The following is a 963-nucleotide window of genomic DNA, read 5'->3' as shown; positions in this document are numbered from 1 at the left end:
AGGAGCATTGGCATGACGATTTTAGGCATAGAGCAAATCAAGTACGGCGTGACTGATCTGGCGACATGCAGGTCCTTCTTCAAGGACTGGGGCTTGAAGGAAGTGTCTCACGATGAGCGACAGGTACGCTTTGAAACGCTCAACGGTTGCACGGTCATTGCGGTGGATGCGAATGACCCGTCGCTGCCGCCCGCGTTCGAGGAAGGCTCGACGTTGCGGGAGGTGACGTGGGGCGTGGGCAGCCGGGAAGAACTCGATGCGTTAAGGGGTCGTTTTGAAGGTCAGCCGGCGCACTTCGAATCGGACGATGCCATCGGATGCATTGATCCGACTGGAATGGCCATCCGCATTGAGGTGACACGCAGACGCGAGGTGGACATCAAGGCTTCGACCTCGAACACATGGGGCAATGCGACGCGTATCGACACCCCGGGGGTGATCTACGATCACGCGGAGCCCATCGAGGTTGGACACGTCGTGTTATTTACGAACCGATTGGCTGAGCAGGAAAAGTTCTACCACGAACTGCTTGGATTTGAAGTTTCCGACCGATATCCGGGGCGCGGAACGTTCATGCGATGTGCGCCCCACGGTGGGCACCACGACCTGTTCATGCTGCAATTGCCGAATGGCAAGCCGGGGCTTAATCACGTCGCGTTCACGGTGCGCGACATCCACGAGGTTTTTGGCGGGGGCTTGCATGTAAGTCGCTGCGGCTGGAGCACCAAGCTGGGTCCCGGTCGTCATCCGATCTCGGCTGCGTACTTCTGGTACTTCGATAACCCGGCTGGCGGGTTGATCGAGTACTACTCGGACGAAGACGTTCTCACGCCCAATTGGCAACCGCGCGAGTTCGAGCCGAGTCCGACCATGTTTGCCGAGTGGGCAATCGATGGCGGACTCGATGGCAACACCCGCCGCCAGAAGAACGCAAAAGCACCCGATGGACGCTTCATGACGGAG

The 963-nt window shown here is 58.6% G+C and carries 1 protein-coding gene; it reads left to right on the top strand.

Annotated elements, in window-relative coordinates:
• Nucleotides 1-12: 12 nt before the first annotated feature.
• Nucleotides 13-963: VOC family protein (locus AWB76_RS38695; protein WP_061165338.1), on the top strand; the 951-nt coding region annotated here is incomplete at its 3' end.

It is taken from the genome of Caballeronia temeraria (assembly GCF_001544795.2).
In the GTDB taxonomy this organism is placed as follows: Bacteria; Pseudomonadota; Gammaproteobacteria; order Burkholderiales; family Burkholderiaceae; genus Caballeronia; species Caballeronia temeraria.
Note: the sequence above shows the minus strand (reverse complement) of the source record. Positions and strands in the feature narration are given on the sequence as shown.